14 protein-coding genes and 1 pseudogene are annotated in these 17,650 nt (G+C 70.4%); 6 read left to right on the top strand and 9 right to left on the bottom strand.

Translation table 11 applies throughout. The annotated features are described in order from the left end of the window. Positions 1-20 precede the first annotated feature (20 nt). Positions 21-3,665, bottom strand: coding sequence for an nSTAND1 domain-containing NTPase (locus M3Q35_RS15650; protein ID WP_273942506.1), 3,645 nt, complete (start codon positions 3,663-3,665; stop codon positions 21-23). A gap of 159 nt (positions 3,666-3,824) precedes the next feature. Between M3Q35_RS15650 and M3Q35_RS15655 the strand changes: the two genes are divergently transcribed. The 3 genes from M3Q35_RS15655 to M3Q35_RS15665 all read left to right on the top strand — a co-directional run bounded on the left by M3Q35_RS15655 (position 3,825) and on the right by M3Q35_RS15665 (position 7,541). Then, positions 3,825-4,829 carry a hypothetical protein gene (locus M3Q35_RS15655; RefSeq protein ID WP_273942507.1) on the top strand — a complete coding sequence of 335 codons (1,005 nt, stop codon included), beginning with the start codon at positions 3,825-3,827 and terminating at the stop codon, positions 4,827-4,829. Continuing rightward, complete coding sequence (locus M3Q35_RS15660; protein ID WP_273942508.1) at positions 4,826-6,157, top strand: tachylectin-related carbohydrate-binding protein; 1,332 nt, start codon at positions 4,826-4,828, stop codon at positions 6,155-6,157. The genes M3Q35_RS15655 and M3Q35_RS15660 overlap by 4 nt, the downstream gene beginning before the upstream one ends. A gap of 64 nt (positions 6,158-6,221) precedes the next feature. After that, on the top strand, positions 6,222-7,541 hold the full coding sequence (locus M3Q35_RS15665) for a tachylectin-related carbohydrate-binding protein (protein ID WP_273942509.1): 1,320 nt from the start codon (positions 6,222-6,224) through the stop codon (positions 7,539-7,541). 3 nt (positions 7,542-7,544) lie between these two features. Here M3Q35_RS15665 and M3Q35_RS15670 read toward each other — a convergent pair whose 3' ends face one another. After that, on the bottom strand, positions 7,545-8,372 hold the full coding sequence (locus tag M3Q35_RS15670) for an alpha/beta fold hydrolase (RefSeq protein ID WP_273942510.1): 828 nt from the start codon (positions 8,370-8,372) through the stop codon (positions 7,545-7,547). After that, positions 8,357-9,310, bottom strand: coding sequence for a patatin-like phospholipase family protein (locus M3Q35_RS15675; protein ID WP_273942511.1), 954 nt, complete (start codon positions 9,308-9,310; stop codon positions 8,357-8,359). The genes M3Q35_RS15670 and M3Q35_RS15675 overlap by 16 nt, the downstream gene beginning before the upstream one ends. 209 nt (positions 9,311-9,519) lie before the next feature. Between M3Q35_RS15675 and M3Q35_RS15680 the strand changes: the two genes are divergently transcribed. Then, a complete protein-coding gene (locus M3Q35_RS15680) occupies positions 9,520-9,798 on the top strand; it encodes an ATP-binding protein (protein ID WP_273942512.1) in 279 nt (92 codons plus the stop codon). Here M3Q35_RS15680 and M3Q35_RS15685 read toward each other — a convergent pair. Further along, positions 9,795-10,598, bottom strand: coding sequence for a thioesterase family protein (locus M3Q35_RS15685; protein ID WP_273942513.1), 804 nt, complete (start codon positions 10,596-10,598; stop codon positions 9,795-9,797). The two genes, M3Q35_RS15680 and M3Q35_RS15685, sit on opposite strands and share 4 nt — an antisense overlap. Before the next feature lie 45 nt (positions 10,599-10,643). Next, positions 10,644-11,183 (bottom strand): VOC family protein, encoded by a 540-nt coding sequence (locus M3Q35_RS15690; RefSeq protein WP_273942515.1) that lies wholly within the window; start codon positions 11,181-11,183, stop codon positions 10,644-10,646. Between the two features lie 161 nt (positions 11,184-11,344). Here M3Q35_RS15690 and M3Q35_RS15695 point away from each other — a divergent pair, with 161 nt between their 5' ends. Beyond that, positions 11,345-12,634, top strand: coding sequence for an alkaline phosphatase family protein (locus tag M3Q35_RS15695; RefSeq protein WP_273942516.1), 1,290 nt, complete (start codon positions 11,345-11,347; stop codon positions 12,632-12,634). Here M3Q35_RS15695 and M3Q35_RS15700 read toward each other — a convergent pair. Genes M3Q35_RS15700 through M3Q35_RS15710 form a run of 3 tightly spaced genes read right to left on the bottom strand, consistent with a single transcriptional unit; the run spans position 12,605 to position 15,557 of the window. Further along, positions 12,605-13,771, bottom strand: coding sequence for a glycosyltransferase (locus M3Q35_RS15700; RefSeq protein WP_273942517.1), 1,167 nt, complete (start codon positions 13,769-13,771; stop codon positions 12,605-12,607). The genes M3Q35_RS15695 and M3Q35_RS15700 overlap by 30 nt on opposite strands. Before the next feature lie 14 nt (positions 13,772-13,785). After that, positions 13,786-14,439 (bottom strand): response regulator, encoded by a 654-nt coding sequence (locus M3Q35_RS15705; protein ID WP_273942518.1) that lies wholly within the window; start codon positions 14,437-14,439, stop codon positions 13,786-13,788. Beyond that, positions 14,436-15,557, bottom strand: a complete 1,122-nt coding sequence (locus M3Q35_RS15710; RefSeq protein WP_273942519.1) for a sensor histidine kinase — start codon at positions 15,555-15,557, stop codon at positions 14,436-14,438. Before M3Q35_RS15710 ends, M3Q35_RS15705 begins: the two co-directional genes overlap by 4 nt. A gap of 99 nt (positions 15,558-15,656) precedes the next feature. On the opposite strand from M3Q35_RS15710, the gene M3Q35_RS15715 reads away from it, so the two are divergent. Beyond that, a complete protein-coding gene (locus M3Q35_RS15715; protein ID WP_273942520.1) occupies positions 15,657-17,069 on the top strand; it encodes an alpha/beta fold hydrolase in 1,413 nt (470 codons plus the stop codon). Positions 17,070-17,198: 129 nt separating this feature from the next. On the opposite strand, the pseudogene M3Q35_RS15720 reads toward M3Q35_RS15715, so the two are convergent. Continuing rightward, positions 17,199-17,327 (bottom strand): annotated as a pseudogene (locus M3Q35_RS15720) (Orn/Lys/Arg family decarboxylase); the annotation flags it as partial. Positions 17,328-17,650 lie beyond the last annotated feature (323 nt).

Raw genomic sequence — 17,650 nt, forward strand, 5'->3', positions numbered from 1 at the left:
AACCGACGAACGGCGGTAGCTCACGCTCGGCAGGGCGGGTCGTAGGGCAACGTGGGCAGGTACCGCCACCACTGGCCCTCGGTGACCGAATCCGTGGTCCCGCAGATCCGCGACACCGCGTGCTGCACGTCGAGGTCGAGCAGCCGCACGGTGTCGGCATCGTCGGACACGGCCAGGTACTGGCCACCAGGGCTGTAGGTCAACCCGGCGCCACGGCTGGTCAACGCGGCCATCGGAGCGCCGAAAGCGGTGCGCCGGCCGACGTCCCAGAAGCGAATGGTCTGATCGGTGCTCCCACTGACCAAGGTCCGGCCGTCGGGACTGAAGGCGACGGTCGACACGGAACGAGTGTGCCCGGGCATCACGGCGGCGGCCCGGGCGGCGACGTCCCACAGCCGCACGGTCTGGTCGGACCCGGCGGAGGCGAGGGTCCGGCCGTCGGGCGAGAAGGCGATGGTCACGACGTTGCTGGAGTTGCCCCTGAGCTGCCCGGCGGCCCGAGGGGAAGACCGGACGGAGACGTCCCAGAGCCGAATGCTGTGATCACTGTCCACAGTGGCCAACGTCCGGCCGTCGGGACTGAAGACGACGGCGTTCCCGCCGATCTCGCCGGTGATCCGACCGACGACGACCGGGGTTCGAGGATCGGTGACGTCCCACAGCTGAATGCCGTGCTGGTCGTCGGGCAACGCCATGGTCCGCCCGTCGGGGCTCAAAGCGAAGGCGGCGCGGTACGGAGTCCTGGTCCTCAGGCCGTCACCGAGCGGCGCGGGCTGCTCAGGGTTGCCGATGTCCCAGAACCGCAACACCTTGGCCTGACTCAAGACGGCCAGCGTGCGACCGTCGGGACTGATCTCGATGTCGGTGCAGCTGGCGCTGCACGAAGCGACCTCGCCGGCCGGCGGCGGAATCTCGGCCAGGAGGGAGGAATCCTCGACCCGCCACAAACGCACGACACCGTCAAGACCGCCGGTGGCGACGAGCTTCCCGTCGGCCCGAAAAGCGATGGCGTCAACAGTAGTGCGATGCCCGAGCAACACCCGACCGGGCAACGACCACAGCCTCACCACGCCGTCGGAACTGCCGGTGACCACACGATTGTCGTCGGGCGCAAAGGACACCGTATAGACGTCGCCGCCGGCGTTGGCCCGCGACAACAACGCCGGGTGCGCCACATCGGCGACGTTCCACAGCCCGGCGGTGCCGTCGGCGCTGCCGGTGGCCAGCATGGAGCCGTCGTGGCTGAACTCCACCGACCACACGCCGGAACTGTGCTCGGTGAGCGGTGCCCCGACCGCAGCCCCGGTGCCGACGTCCCAGATCCGCACGGCGCCGTCCTGCCCGCCGGACACGACATAGCGGCTGTCGGGACTGAACGTCACGGAATGGACGAGCAAGTTGTTGCCGGTCAAGGGATTCCCGACGGCGACGGGATGCTCGACGTCCTGGATGTTCCACACCCGCACGGTCTTGTCCTCGCCACCGGACGCGAGCAACCGCCCGTCACCGCTGAAGGCCACCGACCGCACGGCCTGGGTGTGCCCGCGAAGCACGCCGAGCGACCGGGGATGCGCGGGGTCCGCGACGTTCCACAGCCCCACGGTGCCGTCGTTGTCGGCGGTGGCCAGCAGCCGGCCGTCGGGACTGAACGCCAGCAGGGACACGCTGCCGCCGACGGCGGGGATGGCCGCCCCGAAACGCTTGGGCGCCCGGGCATCGGCGACGTTCCACAGCTGCACGCTGCCGGCCTGCCCGCTCGTCGCCAGCACCCGGCCGACCGGGCTGAACACGGCGGCGCTGACCCAGCCGTGCTGGTCGCCGGGCATGGACGCCAGCAGCGCGGGCCGAGCCGGATCCCACAGCCGGAACGTGTCGTCGTTGCCGGCGGTGGCCAACACCTCGCCGTCCGGACTGAACGACGTCCAGTAGACGTTGCCGTTGTGGTTGCCGATGGTCTGCGCCAGGTTGGCGGTCTGCGTGCTGAGCAGCCGGGTGCGCACGGAGTCGTCCCCGGGCCGCATTCGCCACGCGACCATGGCCAGCTGCGCCGACAACGCTGGATCCCGGTCGCGCAGCCAGTCCGACTCGGCCAGTACCTGCTGGAACTGCGCGTCGTCCCGTTGTTTCAACGCCGTGGTGCGTTCATTGCCGGCAACCACGGCGGCGACGGCGGCGACGATCGCGAACACGACAACGGCAGCCATCAGGACCCGCAGCCGCTTGGTCCGCCGCCGGGCCGCCGCCAGCTCGGCTTCCCGGCCGAGCTCGCTGGCGTCCAGGAACTCGCCTTCCCGTGCCGACGGCGAGGCCGCGGCCCGCCACAGCAGCGCCTGCTCCAGCCGGGCCCCGCGGTAGAGCGCCGAGGGATCACGGTCCATGGCCTCCCACGCGGCGGTCGCCTCGGTCAGCGCCCGGTGGATCCGCAGGCCCTCACGGTCCTCGGACAGCCACCGCCGCAGCCGCGGCCAGCTGCGGATCAGCGCCTCGTGAGTGATCTCCACCGACTCCCGGTCGGCCACCACCAGCCGCGCGTCGACCAGCTGCGTGATCACGTCGTCGACGCCGGGATCGAGCTCGGACCGCGGCACCCGCCGCCGCGTGTCCTCTGTGCCCTCGCCCAGCACGCACAGCCGTACGAACAGGTCCCGAGCGGTCAGCTGCTGTGGCTCGGTGAACCCGTCGAACACCGTGTCGGCCGTCCGCGCCAGGGCATGCGCGATGCCGCCGGCGCTCTGATAGCCGGCCAGCGTGAGCTTGGCACCGGCCCGGCGGCGCCACGTCTCCAGGAGCGCGTGCGACAGCAGCGGCAGGATCCCGGGCCGTCCCGACGCCTCGGACATCAACGTGGCTAGCAGCGCCCCCTCGACGGCACAGTTGGCCCGCGCGGCCGGCGCGACGATGGCGCGGCGCAACTCGTCCATCGTCATCGGCCCCACGGTGACCTGCGCGTCCTGCATGGCAGCGACCAGACCTGGGTGCTGCGCACAGTGCGGGTAGAAGTCCGCCCGGACGCCGATCACCACGCGGTACGGGGCGTCGAGCAGCGCGGCGATGAACCGCTCCCGCTCGGCCTCGTCGCCGCAGAGCGTGAACAGCTCCTCGAACTGGTCGACGACAACCACATCCGCGGCGACGCCGTCGAGCGCGGCCATCGGCCGGCCGCCGGGCGTGATCAGGGCGGTTCGGCCGGACAACGCCGGGATCAGGCCGGCCCGCAGCGCCGACGACTTGCCCGACCCGGACGGGCCGAACACGGCGGTGAAGCGCTGTCGCCGGACCCGCTCGGCGAGGTCGGCGACAAGGTGCTCGCGGCCGACGAACCGGTCGGCGTCGGCGATGTCGTAGCTGGCCAGCCCGACGTACGGGGCGTTGGCGTCGTCCGGTATTTCCGGAGAGATCTCCGCTGCCGCCCGCACGGCATGCCAGCGTTGTTCCCACTCCTCGACGTTGCCGTCACACCCCCGGACATAGGCCAGGGTCACGGCCAGGCTGGGAAGGCGCTTTCCGCCGGCCGCGTCGGACAACGTGGTTGACGAGAAATGCGCCCGCGCGGCCAGTTCCCGATAGGTCGGGCGACCGGCCAGCTCACGGAGTTTCCGCAGCTCGGCCGCGAATTCGGACAGCGCGGAGCCGTCCAGGTCGAGCGGTTGTTCAGCACGCGGCATGTAGCCCCCAGACCTTGGCCGGCGCGACGCCGGCCATTGTCCGGTTGTTGTTGTCCGGCGTCCACTGCCCCGGCGCCGGACAAACCCGGCGCGCTAGACAGGCCGCAGCCCCGGTCGAAATGAGGGGAACCGGGGGCTTTCACAAGGGGGCCAGTCACCATGCACAAACGCGTTGCTGTGCTCGCGACCGCCATGCTCGCGCTGGGGGTCGGTACCGCGGTTCCCGCCGCGGCCGCAGCCCAAACCTGCACCTGGCAGGTGTCCAAGGTGTCGACACCGGCCGGCTATCTCGAGCGGTCGACCACCGTCACCGGCACCGACAGCCACGGCAACTACTCCGGCACGACCGGGAGCGTGGCCACCGACGCGGCGATCCCGCTGGTGTGGACCAACGGCCGGCCGCGGGTCGCCGACGAGCTGAGCGACTTCACGTATCCGCAGGTCGTGGACGAGAATTCGCACGGCACCATCCTGGTGTCCGGCACGCAGCGCGGCACCGGCCGCAGCGGCGCGTTCCTGTTCACCAACGCCCACAGCGGCCACGGCACGCTCACCAACCTGCCGACGCCGGCCGGCTACGCGACCGACTACGCGGTCGCGCTCAACGAGCGTGGCGACGTGCTGGCCCGCGGCCACGCCGTGAAGGACGGCCACGAGGTCTCGCTGTACTGGTCCACGCTGGCCGCCGCACCGATCGTCATCGACACCCCGTACGGCAGCGGCGTCGACCTGGACGACGACGGCACCGTGCTGCTCTACGACGGCGCGGACAACCCGGCGCACCTGTGGCGCCACGGCCAGATCGTCCCGGTGGCCGCCGACTTCCCGACGCTGTTCCGGGCCATCCGCAACGGCACGGTCATCGGCACCAAGGTCGAGTCGCCGTGGCCCGAGTCGCAATCCCTGCTGTGGCGTGAACCCGGCACCGCCCGGGCCATCGACAACGGCGGCACCGCGCAGGCGATCAACGCCCGCGGCCTGATCGCCGGCAGCAAGGGCGCGCTGGTCGGCCCGCCGGCCGTCTGGTCCGGCACCACCTACCTGGCCGACCTGCCGCTGCCGGCCGGCATCACCGACGACAGCGACGTCTACGTCATCGGCGACGACAACACGATCTTCGGCCGGGTCTCCGACTACGGCCCGCTCCAGTGGAACTGCGCATGAAAGGCACAAGCATGCCCGCACTGCTGCGACGGATGCGAGCGGCGACCGTCGCACTCGCCCTCGCGCTCGGCTGTGTCACGGCGGTCGCCGTGCCGGCCGGCCCGGTCGCCCACGCCGACGCGACCTGCACCGCCAACGTCTCGGTATACGGCGTGCTCGCCGACAACCGGCTGACGTACACGTCCATCGATCCGGACAGCGGCAACATCCTGCACATCATCAGCTCGGCCGCGGCACTGCCGTTCACGGCCAGGGCGATGGCGACGCTGAACGGCAACACCGTGCTCGTCACGTCCACTGCCGGCGATCTGTACCGGGTCGACGTGATCACGAACAACACCAGCCTCACCTTCGCCACCGCGAAGCTGCAGAGCGGCTGGACCCACAACCTGCTGACCTACGACGGCCACGGCCACATCTACGGCACGACCACCGGCGGGCAGCTGCTCCAGTACCTGATGTCGGCCAAGGACGGCAAGCCGGGCGAGCTCCAGGTCGGCCAGCGGGTGGAGATCGGCAGCGGCGGCTTCTCCCTGAAGACGCTGGCCGCCGCGGCCGACGACCGGCTGATCGCCACCACGTCGGACGGCCAGCTGCTCAGCTACGCGGTCAACGCCTCCGCCGGCTACACGCGGGCCCAGCTGGACAACGCCGGCTGGCAGAGCTTTGCGAACCTGGTCTCGCCGGGCGGCGGCCTGTACTACGGCAAGAACCCCGACGGTGCCATGTACTGGTACGAGGACGCCGACCCGACCGACGGCCGTGGCAACGACATCACGTACCACCTGGACGACCCGGTGGCGTCCCGCGGCTGGACCCAGGTGCTGCTGTCGGCCGACCCGACCACGTGCACGACGAAGCCGGTGGTCAACCCGCTGCGCGGCAAGATCGTCGCCGCGGCGACCGGCGAGGTCGGCACCCTGGAGAAGGACTGCGACCGGTACAACACCGCCTGCAACGGCGGTGCCACCCCGTGGTGCGCCATGTTCGCGACCTGGGCGTGGTGGAAGGCCGGCGTCGCCGACGTGCCGCGCGGCACCCTGGCCGCCCGTGGCCTCGGCGAGTGGGGCGTCAACCACCACCTGTTCAAGTCCCGTTCCAGCAGCACACACGGCAGCCCGAAGCCCGGTGACTGGGCCATCTACGGCCCGCCGGACGGCGTTTCCGGCGGCCATGTGGACGTCGTGACGGCGGTGCACCCGGACGGGACGCTGACCGTGGTCGGCGGCAACGTCAGCAACGCGGTGAAGCAGCGCGTCATCGACCCCGACACCGCCGTCCAGAACGGCCATTCGATCTCGGGCTACGTCTCCCCGCCCGGGGCCTGAAGCCAACTCTCCTGACGGCGTCGCGTCCCCAGGCGCGGCGCCGTCCCCCAACCTGGAGTCCTCAGTGCGTTTCGCAGCAAGAACAATCGCCATCGCCGCGGCCGCCGTGACCGTGCTGACCGCCGGCGCCGCCCAGGCCGCCACCGATTCCGACGACGCCGTCCGGGCCCGGGTCGCGCAGGTCGCCGCGTACGAGAAGGCCCCGTGCAACGGCGCGCCGACCTCGGCCGACAGCGCCGACGCGACCAAGCTCAACGGCGTGCTCACCCAGGGCCTGAAGGACTCGATGACCGCCTACCGCGTGTCGTGCGCCCGGGCCGTCATCGACGCCGTGCAGAAGCGCGGGCTGGACGAGCGGGCCGCGGTCATCGCGATCACCACCACCATCGTCGAGTCGACCATCGAGAACATCAGCGAGAAGGTCGACCACAGCAGCCTCGGCCTGTTCCAGCAGCTCGACGACTATGGCACCGCGGCACAGCGGCTCAATCCGAGCTGGGCCACCAACGAGTTCCTCAACAGGATGGAGACCCGCTTCCCCAACGGGAGTTGGCGCACCGCCGACATCGGCGAAGTCTGCCAGCGGGTGCAGGTCTCGGCCTACCCCGACCGCTACGACAAGCAGACGTTGGACGCCCAGCGCATCGTGGACGAGCTGAGCGGGCCCGGCGCGGTCACCGTGCAGATCTACGGCGCGCTGTCCGACGGCCGGCTGACCTACTCCACGATCAACTCGCAGACCGGCGACCGCACCAAGACGCTGGCCTCATCGGCCTCGATCGGTTTCGTGCCGAAGACGTTGGCCGCGTTGAACTCCAACACGCTGCTGGTCACCTCGCCGGCCGGTCAGCTATACCGAGTGGACATCGTTACCAACAAGAACTCGCTGACATTCTCCACGCTGACCCCGTTGGGCGGCGGCTGGACGCACGACATGCTGACCTACGACGGGCACGGGCATCTGTACGGCATCGCCGACGGCAAGCTGATCTCGTACGTGGTCTCCCGGCCCAAGCCGGCCGAGAGCCAGATCGGCGGGCGGGTCGAGATCGGCGCCGGCTTCACCATGCGCACCATCGCCGGCACCGGTGACGACTGGGTCCTCGGCATCAGCACCACCGGCGTGCTGCGGTCCTATCACGTCGCCGCCGACTACAGCTGGACCGGCGTGACGTTGGCCGACCGGTGGAGCACCTTCGACCGCATTGTCTCGCCCGGTTACGGCCTGTACTACGCGCAGACCCGTGACGGCGCGCTGTACCGGTACTTCGACCACAACCCGTACGACCTCAACGGTTCCGACATCGAGGGCTTCGGAACCGACCCCGTCGACACCCACGGCTGGACCCAGATCCAGCTCTCCGCCGTGCCGCTCGTCGGCTGATCTTCATCGCGCGAATTCGACGACCAGCCGGGCCAGTTGGTCCGGCTGGTCTTCGGACACGAAGGTCCACGAGTCGGCGACGTCGACCAGCCGGGCGTCCGGCAGGATCGTGGTCAGCCGCTCGAACAGCTCCGCTTTGAACACCTTGTCCTCGGTTGCCCGCACCAGCAGCACCGGCTTCTCGAAGCCCGGCAGCCTTTCCGCCGCAGCGAGCGTATGCCGGTTGTCCACCCCGACCAGGAACCGCTTGAGGTCACGGCGAATCGCCGCACTGTCCCGGCAGGGTCGCACGTACGACGCCATGATCTCGTCCGGGATACCCCGTTTGGCCAGCCAGCCAAAGGAATTCGGCTGCTGTTGCACCGCCTTCAGTTGCAGCGCCCGACTCAGCAGCCACGGCACCCCCGGCTTGCGGATCAGCCGCGTCAGCGCGTCGAACGGCTTGGGAAAGAAGTCTTCGAACGCATCACACGGCGTCAGCACCACACGGCCGACGTGCTCCGGGTGGTTGACCATCAGGACCTGGGTCAGCGCACCACCGCTGTCGTTCGCCACGATCGTCACATCGTCGAGGTCCAGCGCTTCCAGGAAGTCCGCGATCAGCTTCGCCAGGCCCGGCGGCGTCAGATCAGCGTCCGGCATCGCCTTCTGGTGCGCCCCCAGCGGCAGAGTCGGCGCCACGCAGCGAAATCCGGCATCCGCGACCAGCGGGATCACCTTGCGCCACAGGTTGGCGTTGACCAGCAGGCCGTGAATGAACACCACCGCCCGGCCAGCACCCTGCTCGGTATAGGCGATCTCGCCGCCCGGCAGCGTCACGGTGTCGACCATGCTGACCTCCTCGGTGGCTCGTCGACGCAGCCCGCGAGCACGTCGGAGGCGGCCTGCCGACCGGCGTCGACGGCCGCGCGCAGGCGGCTGAGGCGGCGGTCGGTGCGGCCGATGCGGGCGCTACCAAGCGGCGGGCGGATCTGCAGGGTCGCGGGATGCTCGGCCAGCAGCCGTTCCTCCTCCGCCCGCAGCATGTCGCCGCGAAGCCACAGCTCCAGCGCACCGGGGGCGCGGCGGGCGAACCACCGGGAGGCCACCAGGCGTTCGGCCAGCGGCGGCGGCCCCGACTTCTCGTCCTCGCGCACCGTGCGCAGGGCGACGATGTGCGTGGCCTGCTGGGCCAGCGCCGATCGCACCGGCACCGATTCGGCCAGGCCGGCGTCGATGAGCTGCCGGCCGTCGATCTCCACCGGGCCGCCGGCCAGGATCGGCATCCTCGTCGACGCCCGCAGCGCCTCCTGCACGCCGGCCTGGCTGTGGATCAGGCCGTGCAGGTCGACCGCCTCGCCGGTACGCGCGTCGGTGGCGATGGGGTGGAACTCGACCGGGTTGTCGACGATCTCCTGGAAGCCCATCGGCATGATCGTGGTGTAGACCGTGTCGACCAGGAACCCGGTGTCCACCACCGGCTTGCCCCGCAGGGCGTTGCCGAGATTGATGGTCGTCCGCATGATCAGCGGGCTCCACCAGGCATGCTGCGTCTTCTCGGCCCGCCCGCACAGCAGCCACGCCGCGTTCAGCGAGCCGGCCGAGCTCCCGTAGACGGCATCGAAGGCCGGCAGCAGCCCCAGCTGCTCGATGGCGATCGTCATGCCGCTGGAGTACGCGCCACGGGAGCTCCCGCCCTCCACCAGCAGCGCCAGCCGCGCGCCGTCGTTCCGCCGCCCGGGGACGCTTCCCTCGCGCATGCGGTCGCGGAGCAACTGGAGAACGGTCACCCCGCCTTTATACCGCATCCGCGCCGGTCAGGCGGCATTCGTGACCGTGCTAACAGCGTTCCGTATCATCGTTCCGTAACGACTGTCGATCCCGATAGGACGCTGCGCCCAAGCACCGAACGCCGACCACAGGTCGCTGCTGCATGGCTACTGCATAGCTACTGCTTGGCCGCTGCACGGCTATTGCTTGACTGCTGCACGGCTGCTGTTTGCCTGCTGCATGGCTGCTGCTCCGGCAGCCGCCGACCGAGCCGTTCTACCGGCCCGCTGGCCGCACCGGCCGTCGTGGGCACAGTCTCGGTCTGGCCCTAGCCTCGGCGACTGCGCAGGCGCACGGCAGTCGGCTCGCCATCACCACCAACCCGAACGGCTGGCTGACCACCACCACCAACCCGAACGGGGGCCTGACCATCACCACCAGCGCAAGCGGCGGCCTGGCCATCACCGCCAGCGCGAGCGCCGGCCTGGCCGGGACGGCCGCGCTCTAGCTCGGCAGCCGGAGCGCGCAGATCTGGGTGGCCTGCACGACCAGGCGGTCCTTGCTGTCCCACGCCCGCACCACGTGGTCGACCTGCCCACCGCCAACTTCGGTCGCGGTGACGCGGATCCGGATCGGTCCGGGCGCGGGCAGCCGGCGGACGTACGCGCTGAGCTGCACGGTCGGAGCCCAACCGGGCGCGCCGAGGTCGTAGCCGATGGGCGGCATCGCGTCCACCGCCACGACCAGGCTCAGCGGATCCCAGTCGGCGCCGTCGGCCAGCCGCAGCCAGCCGGCGAACTCGCCCCTGCCGGTCGGCTCGCCGCGCTTGAAGCCGCTGACCGCGGGGTCGAGACGCTGCTCGACGACGTCGAGGATGTGGATCCGGAACGCGCCGCCCGGGGCCTCGGTGCTGGAGCGCGGGCAATCGGCCAGCGGCGGCAGGTCGACCGGTGTCGTGCCGGACCACCAGGGTTCGGCGTCGTCGAGCACGCCCTGCGTGATCAGCGCCTCGACGCGGGGCAGGCCGTCCTGGGTGAGCCGCGCTCGCAACTGCGTCGCACCGCGACCGGCGCGCAGCAGCTCCGCCGTCACCACCGCCGGCCCCGGTTTCGGCGACTGGACGAACGATCCGCTGATGGCCGTCAGATGCGGGTGCGTCGACAGCGACCCCGCAACCCGGCCCAGCACCGCAAGCAGGTAGCCGCCGTTGGGCTTGTCCTCCAACGCCCACTGCGGGTCAAGGTCGACATCGAACTCGCCGGCCGTCGCGCGCGGCACGAACGCCGTCGCCCCCTCGAAATTCGCCACGGGCGCGACGCTACCGGGAGCCGCCGGTCCGGCTCAGGTTCCGCCTCAAAGGGCACCCAGTCGGACCCGCTCCCCCACCGGCTCGGTGGGCTCGACCCGCAGCAACTCCAGCCACTGCCCCCGTGGCGACCGCAGCGCCACGACCTCGTCCCGTCGCACCTCGACCGGCCAACCCGTGGCCAGCGCCCAGTCGTCAGCCACCGCGGCCGGGTCGGCCGTCTCGACCAGGATCGCCGCGACGGGACCGGCGTCGTAGCGGGGATGCGGGTCGAGCACGCAGAATTCGTTCCCCTCGCGGTCGGCCAGCACCACCCAGGGCACGTCCCCCTGCCCCAGGTCGAGGTGCCGAGCGCCAAGAGCCAGGGCGTGCCGGACGATCTCCCTCTGGTGCTCGGGCGATCGGCTGGCCAGCTCCAGATGAATCCGGTTCTTGACCGTTTTCGGCACGTCGACCTGGGCGAACACCAGCTCGAAGTCCCAGCCGCCCTCGGCTCGGACGCGGTCGTCGGCGCACGCCCAGCCGAGCAGCGCGGCCCAGAACTTCGCCTGCCGGTGCGGGTCCAGCGCCTCGATGACGACGTCCATCGGACCAGGATGAGCCTTTGACACCTTTCCGTGCGCATCCTGAGCAAGGGTGGGCAGCCGGTCACCGTCCGGCTGTCACGCCTTAGCTGTCAACTGTTGGCCATCAGCTCATCTCGCCGGTGGATACTCGGCCGCGGCCCGGCGACCGAACGGAGACGGCGATGAGCGATGTGACCCGGCGGGAGTTCCTGGCCGGCACGGCCGGTGCAGTGGCCCTGGCGGCGGTCGGATCCACGGTGGGGTCCACGGTGGCGGAGGCGGCGACACTGCCGGCGCCCGAGCAGTCGGGGATCGACCACATCGTCGTGGTGATGATGGAGAACCGCTCGTTCGACCACTACCTGGGCTGGCTGCCCGGCGCGGACGGCCGGCAGGCCGGGCTGACCTTCACCGACAAGGACGGCGTTGCCCACCAGACCCACCACCTGACCGTGCCGCACGGCTGCGGGTTCAGCGACCCCGACCACTCCTACGACGGCGGTCGTGTCGAGTTCAACAACGGGGCCTGTGACGGCTGGTTACGGGCCGGCAACAACGACGCGCTGTCCATCGGCTACTTCGAGGCCGACGACCTGGGCTTCTACGGCAGTGCCGCCCGTGACTGGACGGTCTGCGACCGCTACTTCGCTGCGATGATGGCTCCCACCTTTCCGAATCGGTTCTTCCTGCACGCCGCGCAGACCGACCGCACGACCACGTCCGTCGACAAGCTGGCCACCATGCCGGCCATCTGGGACCGGCTGGCCGCGGCCGGCGTCAGCGGGCGCTACTACTTCAGCGACGTGCCGTACACGGCGCTGTGGGGCGTGCGGCACCTTGGGATCAGCCGACTCATCGGCGAGTTCTACGCCGACGCGGCGGCCGGCCGGCTGCCGGCGGTGTCGTTCGTGGAGCCCGGTTTCCTCGGCGAGGCGGTCGCCGGGCTGGCCCAGGACGAGCACCCGCTGGCCGACATCCGGCTGGGCCAGCACTTCCTGGCCGGCGTCTACAACGCCGTGGTGTCCAGTCCCAACTGGCCGCGGACCGCGCTCGTGATCACCTACGACGAGTGGGGCGGCTTCTTCGACCACGTGCCGCCGCCGGTCGGCCCGGACCCGAACCCCGACCTCGGCGCCGGCCTGCGCGGTTTCCGCGTGCCGTGCCTGGTCGTCTCACCGCGGTCGCCGCGTGCCACCGTCGCGCACGGCCTGTACGACCACACCTCCATTCTCAAGATGATCGAGTGGCGGTTCGGGCTGCCGCCGCTGACCGTGCGCGACGCCGCCGCCAACAACCTGGCCGAGGTACTCGACTTCGCCAACCCTCCTCAGCTGGCCGCACCCCGTTACCACGTCCCGTTCCCCATCACGCTGGGCTGCCTGCTCAACTCCGACGACCATCCGCACGCCGGCGAGGACTGGCCCGAGCTGGCCGCCCGCGCGCTAGCGCTGGGCTTCCCGCACCAGAGCTGACACCAGCTCGTCCATCCCCGGCAGGCCGAGGATCCGCCGCTGGAAACCGTGTGCGGCGTAACGGAAAGCCGGGTCGCCCAGCACCTCCTCACAGGCCAGCAGGATGCCGGCCGGCGTCGCGTCGGCCGGCACCGTGACGCCGAGGCCGAGCTCGGTCAGCCGCTGCGCGTTGGCCGGGGCCTCGGCGAACAGCGGCATGGCCACCATCGGCACACCAGCGGCCAGCGCCTCCCGCACACCGTTGTAGCCCGCGTGCGTGATGAACAGGTCGCAGGCCGGCAGCAGCAGTTGCTGCTGCACGAACGGCACCAGGTGCACGTTGCCCGGGCTCGGCCCGTCCCACCGCCGATCCAGTGCCACCACCGCCGTGCAGTCCAGCTGTCCCAGGGCTTCGACGATCGGCGGCAGCGGCGAGTCGGTGAACATGTGGGCGGCGTTGGAGCCGAGCGTGACCAGCACGAGCGGCCGGTCCGAGCGCAACGCAGCGATCTCCGGATCCAGCGTGCCGGTTGCCGCCGGGGCCCGGAAGTGCTGGTGCGACGACAGGTTCTCGGCCCACCACTGACTGGGCAGCCAGCCGATCCACGCATCCCGGGCCAGCTCGTTGATGTGTGGCAACGCCTTCATCCCCAGCGTCGCCCGGGTCTGGTTCAGCGCCGGCAGCAGGCCCGGGTGGCGGACCGGGGCCAGCGGCGAGGAATCCAGCGTCACACAGCGCACCCCCAGCTGCTCGGCCACCAGGAAGCCGGCGAGCTCCGTGCCCTCGCGGACGATCAGGTCCGGCCCGAACTCCTCGGCCACCGCGAGCAGATCCACCGCGTTGCGCGCCGCCCCCACTCCGGCGAACAACCGGCCGAACCCCGCCCCCGGCGGCATCTCGTTCAGCTCCGGCAACGGCACCCCGTCGGCACTCAGGCCGATCGCCTTGGCCAACTCCGGATCGGCCCGGAACTCCTGGCCCACCAGCATCCTGGGCAGCGGCCGGTGGTCCAGACCCTGCCGGGCCAGCTCGGCGGCCGGCGGCTGCCCGGTGGCCACCGCCACCTCGTGACCGGCCGCTTGCAGAGCCTTGGCCACCGGCACCAACATCGGCACCAGGTGGGAGTACACCGGCATGCCGGTCAGCAACACACGCACGCATCGACGCTACCTCAGCTCACTGCCGGCCGGACCAAACCGGACTCGTAGGCCGCGATTACCAGCTGGGCGCGATCGCGGGCGCCGAGTTTCATCAGCAGGCGGCTGACGTGGGTCTTGGTGGTGGTGATGCCGACGTGCAGATGGTCGGAGATCTCGGCATTGGACAGGCCACGGGCGACCAGCAGCAGGATCTCGCGTTCGCGGGCGGTGATCTGGTGGTCGAGTGTGGCCGGCGGGACCGGTGGCACGCTGACGAACGCGCGGATGAGGCGGCTGGTGACGCTCGGGGCAAGCAACGCCTCGCCGGCGGCGACGACCCGGACCGCGGCCAGGAGCTCCGGCGGCCGGCCGTCCTTGAGCATGAAGCCGCTGGCCCCGGCGCGGAGTGCGGCGTAGACGTACTCGTCGAGGTCATAGGTGGTGAGGATGAGCACCTTGGCCCCGGACGTGGCCACGATCTGCCGGGTGGCCTCGATGCCGTCCATCTCCGGCATCCGGACATCCATGAGCACCACATCGGGCTTCACCTCCGGGACGAGTTCCACGGCCTCGCGGCCGTTGCCGGCCTCACCGACCACCAGCAGGTCGGTCGTGCTTTCGAGCAGCACTCGGAAACTGCCGCGAACCAGCGCCTGGTCGTCGGCGAGCAGCACCCGGGTGGTCATGCCACACCATCCGTCGGCAGCACGGCGCGAACGGTGAAGCCGCCTTCGGGGCGGGGCCCGGCGGTGAGCGTGCCGCCGTGCAGGGCGGCTCGTTCGCGCATGCCGAGCAGACCATGGCCACCGGGGCGCACGGCGCCACCGGGCCCGTCATCGTCAATCTCGATGACCAGTGCCTCGGTGGTGTGCCTCAGTAGTACGCGGGTCGGCGATGACCCGCCATGCTTGATCACGTTGGTGATCGCCTCCTGGACGATGCGGTAGGCCGACAATTCGAGGCCTACCGGCAACGCCCCCTGCCCGTCAAACGACACAGTCACGTCGATGCCGGACTCCGCACGTACCCGCCGCGCCAGGATCTCCAGGTCGGCGAGCCCGGGCGTGGCCTCGGCCGGCACCGCGGAACGATCTTCGGAGCGAAGCCACCACAGTGACTTTCGTAGCACGGCCAGTCCGGACCGGCCGGTCTCCTCAATGGACGCCAGCGCGCGACGGGCCTCCTCGGGCCGGCTGTCCAGCACGTAACCGGCCACGCCGGCCTGAAGGGTGATCAGGCTCATCCCGTTGGCCACCACGTCGTGCAACTCGCGGGCGATGTGCAGCCGCTCGCGCATGACAGCGGCTTGTATCTCTTGTTCTTGTTGTGCCGCAACGTAACTTCGATGCTCACGGAGTACGGTCCCCAGACCCCACGCGGCGATCACCATGGCGGCGTCGGTCACGGACTGACCACCCAGGGACCCGAAGGCCCCAGCTAGGAACACGGCCAGCGCGGCCACCAGCCCGATCACGGCCGTTCGACGCGACCGCGACACCGCGACCGAGTATGCGGCCACCGCGACCGTCACGAAGGGCGCGCCGATAATGGGCAGCAGCACCAGCGTCGAACACGCCGCCAGCACCACCCAGTACACCGCCACCGGCCAGATCCGCCGGACGGCTATCGGCGTCGTCGCGGCCAGCGTGATCACGAATCCCACTGCCGCCGGCAGGTTGTACTGTTCGATCCGGGGCGAGGCCGGCACGACCAACGCGACCAGCGCCAGAGCCAGCACGGCGTCGAGGGCGAGCCAGTGCTCGCGGCGCAACCGGCTGGTGAGCGGCACTCGGAGTTCGGACACGCGCCGATCGTATCGAGGCGGCGCGGCCGTCACGTCCTTCTCGAGAATGACCCACCCGAGCCGGACGACATGGCCTCGCCCCGGCCGCAGAATCGCCGCATGCACCGAATCATCGCGCTGGCAGCCGCAGTGTCCTTCTTCGCCGGGCCCTTGCTCGCCGGCCCCGGGTTTCGTCCGTCCGCAGTGGACTGGACGGACTGCGGCAAGGGCGTGCTGTGCGCCACCATGACCGTACCGGCGGACTGGCACCATCCCGGCGGTCCGACCACGCTGGTGAACCTGGCCAAGATACCGGCCAAGGGCGCCGGCGAGGGCACTCTCATCGTCAACCTGGGCAGCGGTGTCGGCACCGCCACCACGCACGCCACCCCGCGTATGCCCGTGTACGACGAGCTGACCGCACATTTCGACGTCGTGGTCATGGACTCACGGGGCGTCGGCCAACCCGACAACGGCACGCTGATCCCGTGCCCGGTGCCGCAGCCCGCACCGACCGATCTGGTGAAAGCCACCTCCGAGGCCGACTGGGACGCCCACGCGCGCAAGGTCGCGGCCTACGACGCCAGTTGCCGCAAGGCCGCCGGCCTCCTGTACGACGGCCTCACCAGTTGGCAGACCGCGCACGACCTCGAGGCCCTCCGGGTGGCGGTAGGCGCGCCGAAACTGCACTATATCGGCAATTCCTATGGCGCTACCTACGGCCAGGCCTACGCCGAACTGTTCCCGACGCACGTGCGGAGCATGGTCCTGGACAGCACGCCCGACCACACCCGGCCTCGTCTGGAAGACTGGCTGCGCGACCGAGCCATCACCCAGGAGCAGCAGCTGTTCCGGTTTCGCGACTGGTGTGACGCCCGCGCCTCGTGTCCGTTACGCGGGCAGGATGCGGTGCGGATCTGGGACGATCTCGTGGCCCATCCCCCGGTGTCCGTCGGCGTGCTCGACGCCGGCCTGCTCACCAGCCTGCTGACGCCGCCGACCTGGCCCAAGCTGGCCTCCGCCCTGGCCAAGGCTCGTGACGGTGACCCCGGCGGCTTCCTCACCACCATCGCTCCCCCGCCACCCGAGTCCGCCGGCTACCTGATGAATGAGACCTTGTGTCACGACTACCTGCCCGAAGTGCCGAGCTATCAGCAATTCCAGCCGATCGAACGGCGTCTCAAAGCCATCGCCCCGCACATCGGCTGGACCGAGGGCCGCCTCGAACTGGGTCGCTGCCTCGGTTTATCGCACGGACCGTCCTATCCGCCCGCACTGCTCAAGGCCACCGGGATGCCGCCCGCCCTGGTCGTCGTCGGCCGGCTCGACAGCAATTCCCCCAGTCTCGGCGCCGCCAACGTCGCCGCCCAACTGCCGGGTGCCCGCGCGCTGTGGCACGGCGACGGCCACGCCGCCTACTTCCTGCACGGCAACACCTGCGTCAATGGCTACGTGATCAGGTACCTGGCCGACGACACGCTGCCGCCACCCGGCGTGACGTGTCCGGCGGAGATGATGAGCCATGTCGGATGACGCGCTACCGTCACAGGCAGGTGATCCAGTAGTCGCCGTCGGAGTCGCGGTGGACACCGTGGGTCTCGCTGGGAAACCCGGGAAGTGGCGGTCGAAGTCCTCGAGGGCCCGCAGGTAGCGCAGGGTGGGCTCGTCGTGGTGGCCGGCGTTCTCGCCGGGCATGAGGTCGGGGATGCCAGGTGGGGTGGTGACGACCTGGGTCGCCACGGTGCGGTCGGCCAGCTCGGCGAGGCGGACGAATTCGGTGCCGCCGCGCAGCGGACGCTGGTAGGTCTGGGCCCGACTTGCCCTTGGTGATGCCCATGGAGAACAGGATCAGACAGGTGTAGGCGTCGGTCTTCTCGACGACGGTGCAACCGGGTGAACCGGTTCATCAGCGCGGTCAGCACCGACTCGGCCGACCGTTCCAGTACCCAGTCGGCGTCGTGCAGGTCCCAGCTCACCAGGGCCGCCGTCAGATCGCCGCCACACAGGTATAGAGGGCATTCGGCCGCAGCGCCGATCGCCCGGACGACTGGATGCACCCGTCAGCCGATCGGTCCATCGTCCACTGCGGACACTTGTTGACCTGTCAAGGGAGG

It is taken from the genome of Kutzneria chonburiensis (genome assembly GCF_028622115.1).
Lineage (GTDB): Bacteria > Actinomycetota > Actinomycetes > Mycobacteriales > Pseudonocardiaceae > Kutzneria > Kutzneria chonburiensis.